This is a genomic window from Bartonella fuyuanensis (assembly GCF_014197255.1).
GTDB lineage: Bacteria > Pseudomonadota > Alphaproteobacteria > Rhizobiales > Rhizobiaceae > Bartonella > Bartonella fuyuanensis.
In genome coordinates this window covers 1-5,506 of sequence record NZ_JACIFE010000040.1, presented here as the reverse complement: position 1 = coordinate 5,506, position 5,506 = coordinate 1, and the positions used below count along the sequence as shown (strand labels likewise).

The 5,506-nt window shown below is 33.1% G+C and carries 3 protein-coding genes; all 3 read right to left on the bottom strand.

What is annotated here, in order from left to right; all coding sequences use genetic code 11:
* Window positions 1-278: 278 nt before the first annotated feature.
* Window positions 279-725, bottom strand: coding sequence for a hypothetical protein (locus GGR08_RS07560; protein WP_183194703.1), 447 nt, complete (start codon window positions 723-725; stop codon window positions 279-281).
* Window positions 726-2,781: 2,056 nt separating this feature from the next.
* Entirely contained in the window at window positions 2,782-2,949 is a 168-nt protein-coding gene (locus tag GGR08_RS07555) for a hypothetical protein (RefSeq protein ID WP_183194704.1), read from the bottom strand.
* A 497-nt stretch (window positions 2,950-3,446) separates the two neighbouring features.
* Window positions 3,447-5,506 (bottom strand): type ISP restriction/modification enzyme (locus GGR08_RS07550; protein WP_343050838.1); only part of this gene is annotated, 2,060 nt, incomplete at its 5' end.

Below are 5,506 nucleotides of genomic sequence, written 5' to 3'. Positions count from 1 at the left end.
CCAGCAATTGCCATCATGGGATAGATTAACTTCTTTTTCGATAAAGCCTCCCAGATCACCTGCTTTGATGTCATCAAAATCTTTTAAAGCCTGAAATACGATAAAGGCTTGTGATATTTCGAGTAAGAGCATGTTTGATTTGTTTAATTTCACTGGTTAATTCGTATTTTTTGCACATAGAGATACCCTCACAATCTAATGTGATAAACGTTTGATAAAATTTGAAATGAAATGTTTAAAGAAGGGCGCCCCCGCCGCGCCCACAGCTGCTTTATTGATTAGACCCAGACAATCTCTAATTCGCCATAAGGAGAGAGACATTCAATATAGGTTTTTATTTTAGTAGAGCCGCCGACATTTTCACGAATAACAGCAATGCCATGGATATGAGCATTTTCATAAACATGCACATTATTTGCTATACGAGCGTTTTCATAAACCCTAGCATTGTCATAAACCCGCGCATGACCATAGATATAACCACAAATGACAGCCTTGCCAAAAAACCTTGCATTTTCATAAACATGACCATTTTTAAACACAAGAGCCTCATCATAGACCCAGCAATTGCCATCATGAGAGAGATTGCTTTCCTTTTCAATAAAGCCACCCAAGGCACCTTCTTTAACATCAGCAAAGTCTTTTAATGCTTTAACGCGATAAAGAGTGTGATTACCAAATACACGTGTCTCATTTGTGAGTGCAAACTTTTTTGCATAGCACAATTCCTTTATAAATAGATTTGAATTTTAGAATGAAATGTTTAAAGGGGGCGCTCCCGCCGCGCCCGTGCCGTTATTTACGCAGCGTCTTTTAGTGACTGATTATCATCACAGATATCATTACGAATTTTTGAATGGCTATTAACCACGGCATTCCCATAAATTTTAGCTTCCCTAGCAATAATGGCATCATGACGTATTTTTGCATTTTCAGAAACGACGGCATTGCAAAAAACGGTAGCATTATCGTAAACCCAGCAATTGCCATCATGGGATAAGTTACTTTCATTTTCAATAAAGCCGCCGAGGTCCCCCGCTTTAATATCATCAAAATCTCTTAGAGCACGAATGCGGTATACAGTAATCCCTTCAAAAGTATGATTTTCATTAGTAAATTCGTATTTTTTTGCAGGCTCTTGTTGATTAGCAAGCGCGGTTTCATTTGCATTTAAAGATATAAGGGGGGGTGTTTGATATATTTTTCATATTTAAAACCTTGATGTTAATATTGTTTTGAAATTGACAGCCCATAAGGGTGCCGGGTGCTCAACACGGCATCAAGTCCGTTGCTACGCTTTTCTCATAAGAGTATTGTATGGCATAACTACACCCAACATAATCATTATATGGTAATCACAACATAAAAAGACAGTCAGTATTTTAAAGACATGGGAGAGGTTGTTTTGTAATCTACCTGCTTGATGTTTAAGTGTTTTGATCACTTGGATATTTATATAACAAAATATGTATTTATTGTCAAATAATATTCTATCTTTTTGATATTTTTTTATTTTTTAAAATACGTTGTATATTGATAATATCTTATGCTTCTGAATTGCTTCTTTTATATTTATATGCTTTTAAAGATATATTATAGGCTTTATGAAACGATTGCGTATTTTAAATTTTATAACCTATCAATTTTGTCACTAAATGGCTTTTAAGATTTCTGTTAATTTCTTTTAATAACACATTTTAGACTTAACAGCCTTTATAGGGATTGTCTTTATAACCAATGCATTCATTTGCATTTTTGCTTTATTCAAATAAGGCTATTATTTTTACGCATTCTCTATAGTTGTTATGTTCTTTATAGCCATGGTATCATTTTTCATTGTCGTAAGAGAAACGATAAATAAGATATATGATAATTGTAATTTATAGATTGTTATGAAAATATCTAAAGAGGGAATGATCATTATAAAGATTAGCAAAATCCTTTTTAATAGGCTTTTGTCAGTTCTTTTTAGACCCTCTATTATTTTTTTTATGAGTAAAAATTAAAAGCATTATATTTCAATATGTTAGTATTTTTAAGATACAACCATTATTAAAGGAAAACCCATAAATTCAATTCACAATATATATTTGTCAGTTATGTGTCAGTAAATTGAACTGACAAAAGTGATTATTTTAGTGAGTGATTAAAGCGTATCTTATGAAAAGCGTATGAAATTAAAAACTGATTAGGTTATCGAAATCCCTTTTATGAATTTTAATCAGTTCTTTTGAATGATAACCTTATGATTTATAGAATGATTACGACGTGCTTTATGAAAATCATGTGATTCTTTAAAGCCTTTCAAAAGATAGTTTGTAACTCATATGAAATGCTATCAGGACCATTAGGTTATGAGTTTTGGAGGTTTTGGGGGGGTTGGAGGTGCTTTTTACGCCCCTTTATATATTTTGTTTCAATCGAAAAATAAAAGTTATTATATTTCAGTGCGTTAATGTTTTAAATAAACAACCTCTATCAAGATACAACCTATAAATACAACCCATGATATATTTTGAAGGTATTTTGAGGGTTTGAGAAACCTTCAAAACCTCTAAGTAATATAAGGAAATGAATATATATATATAACTCTCTTTAAACAAAGCTTCTGATAACAATAAAGCTATCATTTTAGATTACGATATAACCTCTTAAAGGCAATGTAAAAAAATCTAATTCACTTTAAGAGTGGGTTTCTTAAAAGTCTTAAAGCAATCCAAAGTAGAGTATTTAAAAGTGCAAATGATTTCTTTTTAGAATAACGCATGATAAACACCCCTTTTATTTAAAAACCAAGACTTTTTCAAGATCTGTCATAAGCTCTACTAAAGAAACGTGATAGCTATCTTCAGTATCAGTATCAATATTTTTACTATTAGCTTCTTTACACACGACCATCCACAAATCACATAAGAAATCAGCGGTAATATTAATTTCGTTTTTTTTCATTTTAAATTCTTTCTTATCGTAATTAGGTTTTCAATTGACACCCTATAAGGGCGCCGGGCGTTGAAAACACGGCGATAAGTCCGTCGTCACACTTTTCTCATAAAGAGTATTATATGGTGTGACACACCCGACATAATCATTATATGCTAGCTACAGCATAAAAGAAAGTCAGTATTTAAGAAATGGGAGAAACCTTATCGTGATTTACCCGCTAGTTATTAGTGGTTTTTAAGCACTTGCTAACTTTAATAAACGACCTCCCATTTAATGCCAATACGTATTTTTATTTTTTATTCACCTTATCTATCAATGCATCACAACTCAATATTAGGTACATCATGATACTGACCACATTAAATGCCTCATATTTCCTCATACCATCTTCATATTCTTAAAGATTGTATGTAATCAGCTTAACAAAAGAGGTACAGATTAATCGCTATGTTCTATACCCCTTATGCGTTTATCATACCCATTGTGTGAGCATGCTTTATAAGTTATTCAGTTTCTCTTAATACCAAATTTGGTAGTTTTTTCACGATTTTCATGGTTTCTAGACTTACGGTAATAGCCTTTTGAAACAACTCTAGAGGATAAGCAGGGTTTCCAACGGTTTCGACAGCATAGCGATTGGCATCATTCACAATACCACTCTTTTTATCAGTCTTAACACATTGACGCCCCATAACCCATTCAAGAGTGGGTTTACCGTTGACGATATACTTATAAGCTTCAAGAGGGATATCTGTTATTGTGATATTGTTATTATAAATAACTGTTGATTTATCTTTCTCTTTACCTGCTTTTGCGAATTTCATTTCAGTCACATAATAGAATTTCTCAGGATTAGAGATGTCTGTCTGTTTTGGATTACCTTTTTTAAAGGTCACGGGATAAGGCTCTACATCTTCATAATTCACGTGCAGATGACCTAATTCACGCCCTGCTGTTACAAACTTCCAAAAATCATCAGCATTTTTTACGCAAGGGATACGAGGCAGTTCTTTAGAGAGGTTATCAGCATAACGAGAGCGATAATCTTCCGAATGAAGTAGACCGTAAACATAATAGAATAGATCATCTTTAGTGATTTTTTCATTAGGATAAGCCGCTTTAAAATGTGCTAGACCTTCATCCGTAATGGCATCAAGGCGTTGTAAAGCAGAGGTTTTGTTTTCTTCTGTAGCATTTGCAAACAAATGGGATTGTTGCTTACTTTTACTTTTTGAGACCGTAGTGTCTTCGTAAATATACCGTGGAAAGCATTGACCTTTATCCACTACATCAAGATTAGGTAAATTTTTAGACATAAGTACAGAAAAACCCGATTGAGTTCCCGTACCTGTAATTTGTATTACCATATTTTCAACCACCTTCCCCATAGGGAATATCCGCGGCATTTGATAGACTCTCTCATTAAAAGTACGGTTGTAGTATAGCCATTGTTTCGTAAAAGGACGATAAAGACTTTGCGTGATGCATCTATTTTCAAATTCAAAGATTTTTCCTCTTACTAACTCTTGTTTAACATTATAGCTCCAACTTATCTTCCTCTCATCTGTATCAACGAAATTATTTACAGCCTTTGTACGTATCTTGCGACTAGTATGCGGATAGATATCATTAAAACGTTCCACTTCACTGTTATAGAAGGCAATCATATTACTCATGTTTTTCTTTAAAGTTTCATGGCTTGAGTTATACGTCCAAGCATCACGATTAGTTACAACCCCAAGAGAAAATGTTTCAAATAGTTTGAAATTACATCCCTTCTTATCGCCTATAGCTAAAAATGTTTTGAAATTGTTATCACGTTGATGAATCCAGTCACCATGTTCATCCGGTGTAATTATTTTCCAACTCGATTTATTTGTGATGCCATCAACACTACCAAAGTATTGAAGCATCTCAAGTTTTTTTTCGGTGGAAAGATTATCTCCAATATCATGATAGTAAATCTTACACGGTTGTTTTTTATTTGGATTGCGCACAAAAATCGTTACAGCTATTCCGTTTTGACTTCCAGAACCAAAAACATTGCCTCCTTCCTTTGATAGCTCTTTTGATTTTATATTTTTTCGAATATCACCACGAAGATTAATGATATAAATAGAAGAATATTCATTTCGTAAGCATTTTCGCATGCCATCAGCAAAGGCTTTATCTATCCATCCATTTCCAGAAATATAAGCTACAATACCACCTTGAGAACTTAAGCGATTACTTGCCCACCTAATCGCTCGAATATAGCTATCATAGAGATTTCTTTTTAATGTTGCTTGAGATTTAAGTGCATACGTATTTTGGATACTTCTATCAAGTATTTCATATTCTACATTTGCATTATTATCATTTTCATTCTTTTGTCCTACTGAATAAGGAGGGTTACCAAAGATAACTTGGATATTTAGATTTTTTTGATGTTCTAAATACTCACTGTTGTTTTTGAATAATTTTTGCAAAAGGTTCTTCTCTTCAAGCATCCGAAATGTATCTGTCAAACCAATATGCTTAAAAGGGATATACTCACCTTTCATGATACTATGATACGTCGATT

Excerpts from the sequence above, each read along its gene's own strand:
- GGR08_RS07555 (WP_183194704.1), bottom strand. The coding sequence starts at position 2,949 with ATGAAAAAAAACGAAATTAATATTACCGCTGATTTCTTATGTGATTTG.